The following is a 3,532-nucleotide window of genomic DNA, read 5'->3' as shown; positions in this document are numbered from 1 at the left end:
TCGCTGCACGAGACGCATGCCAACTGCCCTATCCACGACGGCGTGCCCTGGATGCCTTCAGCGGCCCGTTAGCGGGAACTCGCTTTTGGAGAAGCTATAGGCGACGGTAATCGAGTTCGCCAGAAGGACGTTCTGGTGTGCCTGTGCTGCGGCTTCACAAGCCTGTGGAGTGTCATACTCAGCGACAACGGTATGATTCTGTCCGGTCAACAGTGTCATCAACAATACTGTTATTGCCATGCTCGAAGTCCTCTACCTTTATCCGGAGAACCACTCCCTTATCTAGACGCACATCGATAGTTTACCAGATACTCCCCTGAGTCATTTGCTCTGCGCGTGTCGTTCGCCCAAACAGTGACTCTTCTGAGGACGTCAGGGCGCCAGCTCAAGAAACTCGTCCGACTGCCTATCTCCTGCACGCTCCGCCACCCTTGCGAACTGCTTGGATGGTCCGATTGACCTCTTCATCGGTGGTGGCAACCCGCGTGACGGACACTTGGCCTTCACCCACTTCAGAAGGTCTGCAACTGGCATTCCTCACCCTAAGGACTTGGACCAGCTTCGTCAGACAGAGCGGCCCTTGATGAGGGGCAGGAGTTTCACTGGTTCCTCCACAGCGACTACTCCGGCTCGGGGGACCGGGCCGCGTCACCAGAAGCATTGCGCGACCCAGAGTTCGGCCCCGCCCAGATCAGCAATGGTTGTCCTGTGCAGATCGCCCAGGCCACCGAACCCGATCTCCAGAGATCCCTCCAGAGATCAGAGCCCCCCAAGTCCGATACAGCTGCCACCGCATCTGCTGCTGACCCAAACTGACAACCAATTGTCCTTTTCGATCAAGCATCCCGTTTCAGAAAGACTAGAGTGGATCTCGAGTGTGCAGATGGACGGTTCGCCTGGCGACCTCCCCCTGCCAAGCAGGATTGTGATTCGTGGTAGCGCGCCATTCGACAATCGGGCGCAAAGCGCGAGCCTCGACGATTGCGGCTGGCGTTGCCGAGGCTGTCGACAATTGCCATGATGGTGCGTTCTAGGCAGAGACAGCCGGAAAGCACCTGCGCCCCGCGCAGAAAAAGGGCAGACCCTTGGCTGAGCATTCCTTGGTTTGAAGCAGTCAAGGGGGCAAGCTTGCGCAGTCTTGTCGCGTTTGAGCAGAAGAACAGTTGATGGAGGCGGACATGAAGACCCTGATCGCATTATCGGTACTCATGGCTGGGTTCACAGCCGCAAGCACCGAAGAGGCCCGTGCTGTGGTTTACTGCCAGTACGTCAATTATCCTGTCGGGTGCATTGTCAGACCTGGTGTCGTGCTGCGGGCACGGCCTGTCGCGCGGGCCGTGGTGACCCCAGGTGTCGGTGCCCCAGGTGTTGGAGTGCGGGCGGGAACACCGATGAACCGGGGCGGCCCAGTCAATCGCGTCGGCAGGCGCTGAGGTGCCTTGTTCTGAATTGTTCCGCGGAAATTGAGCCCTCGCTTGTCCGCGAACTCGTCTCAGACGGATTGAATCCGCTATGCGCATATCAGGTGCAAGATTCCATGGAACGACGCACGGGCCCAAATCAACGGACCTGAACGCGCCAGACCTAAGCGAGGCGCCGGCATCCTCAACTATGTTCGACACCGCGCTCCGCATCGGGCTGGTGGCCCTTTTGGTTTATGCCTGCGCTCGGATCGTGCTGCCCTTTGCCTTCGTGTTGATGTGGTCTGCGATCCTGGCGGTGATTCTGTATCCGCTGCACCTTCGTCTGGCCAGGCAGCTTGGGGACCGCGGGGCGGCACTGCTGATTGGGCTGATCGGTGTCGCGGTGATTTTGGGGCCGATGGTCATTGTGGTGACGTCGCTCGCAACTTCACTCTACTCGTTGATCTCGAGCGTTCAGAGTCAGGACGTGGCATTGCCGCCGCCGCCGCTGTGGCTCGATGGAGCCCCGCTGGTCGGCAAAAAGCTGACGGAGATCTGGACTCTCGTCGCCACCAACCTGCCAGCGGCACTCGCAAAATACGGGCACTTGATGAGTGGGCCTCTGGCATGGGTGGCGTCGTTCGCTGGGGGCTTGGCCATCGCCGAACTATCATTTGTTCTTTCATTTGCGATCGCCATGGTGCTCGTCGTCTATGGCAGGGGTGCCACCGAGTTTGCTCAACGCTTTCTGGAACGTGTCACCAGCAGCCAGGCGCGTGCAGTGCAGCTGGTCACGTTGATGGCCGCCACGATCCGCGGTGTGGCGCTCGGGGTGATCGGGGTGGCGCTGATCCAGTCGGTACTTCTAGGGGTCGGCTTCTTCGCCATCGGCATTCAGGCGGCCGGTCCTTTGACGCTTATTGCGCTTTTGCTGGGTGTCATGCAGGTGCCCTTGATTTTACTGACCTTGCCCGTGGTTGGGTACGTCTTCGCGACCGAGCCAACGCTGGCGGCGATCATTTTTCTGATCTGGAATGTCATCGTCGGACTCAGCGATAATATATTGAGGCCGTTGATGCTGGGCCGCGGGGTGGAAGTGCCCATGCCTGTCATTCTGATCGGTGTCCTCGGCGGTATGATTGTCGACGGACTTGTCGGCCTCTTTGTCGGGCCGGTGCTTCTGGCCGTCAGTTACGTACTGCTGCTGGAATGGCTGCGGCAGAACCCGGTCGATGACCCGCATCGCGGTGACGCGCCCGCGTCATGATTGCGACTCGGAAGTCGTCCATCGCGTGGAGCGGCCTGTTGGCTCCAGCTTCGATCCGTTGCGGACCTACAGATGGTGAAGGCAGAAGCTAACTGGCCTCGGGTCGCCCTTTCAATGCCTCAGCAGCGTCAATTCCGTCGTGGAGCGGACAAGGCCGTTCACGCCGATGCGATCCATGACCACGATCCGGAACTGGTCTGCATCGACACTGTCGACCCTCAGATTGGCAGTCGTGTCGCCGTAGAGGGGCTTTGGCCATGTAATCGTCAGATCAAGATCGGCTCCCATTTGCCTGCCCGTAAGCTGTGCCGTACCTACACGCGACCCCGTGTACGTGCCGGTGATCCGACCGGATTGGGGGTCCCAGGAAAGATCGACGCTGATGGATCTCGATATGATCAGATGGGCCCGGCACGTGCCGCGGAACGACAGACCCGTGGCCCCTTGCCGTGATGCCGTGAAGCGGCAGCGGACCCGATGAGAATCGGCATTTGGTCCTTCCAAGATCGTTCCAGATCCCACGAAGGAGCCGGCGTATCGATCAAGGACAGCCGTGGCGGCATCCGCACCTCCAACAAGGCAGAGCAGTGCCAGGAGCCCATAAGTAAGCCAGCGCAAACGGGATCCCATTGATGCCTCCTTCCGGATGTCGGACCATGCAAACCGCAGCACTCGCTTGGCACCCCAGGGAGGGCCCGGGTAGGTACGCACCGGTGGTCCCCGTAAGAGGACACTTCACATTCTGCATCATCGCAAAGCGATGAGCCCTATCAGAGTACCCGCTGGTACGCCCGAGGCGCCAATGCACAACGGTGGCGAAACGCACTGCGACGGCCCAGAAGTGTCTATCGCTTTGGGCCGG

3 protein-coding genes are annotated in these 3,532 nt (G+C 59.8%); 2 read left to right on the top strand and 1 reads right to left on the bottom strand.

The window, feature by feature from the left end:
- The first annotated feature begins 1,178 nt into the window (after positions 1 to 1,178).
- Entirely contained in the window at positions 1,179 to 1,433 is a 255-nt protein-coding gene (locus FS320_RS40200) for a hypothetical protein (protein ID WP_152718052.1), read from the top strand.
- 178 nt (positions 1,434 to 1,611) lie between these two features.
- Positions 1,612 to 2,670, top strand: a complete 1,059-nt coding sequence (locus FS320_RS40195) for an AI-2E family transporter (protein WP_244627693.1) — start codon at positions 1,612 to 1,614, stop codon at positions 2,668 to 2,670.
- 111 nt (positions 2,671 to 2,781) lie between these two features.
- Here the strand turns inward: FS320_RS40195 and FS320_RS40190 are convergent, their stop codons facing one another.
- A complete protein-coding gene (locus FS320_RS40190) occupies positions 2,782 to 3,300 on the bottom strand; it encodes a hypothetical protein (protein WP_152718048.1) in 519 nt (172 codons plus the stop codon).
- Positions 3,301 to 3,532 lie beyond the last annotated feature (232 nt).

It is taken from the genome of Microvirga tunisiensis, from assembly GCF_009296175.1.
GTDB lineage: Bacteria > Pseudomonadota > Alphaproteobacteria > Rhizobiales > Beijerinckiaceae > Microvirga > Microvirga tunisiensis.
The sequence above is the reverse complement of the archived record's forward strand: the minus strand, read 5'-3'. Positions and strand labels throughout refer to the sequence as shown.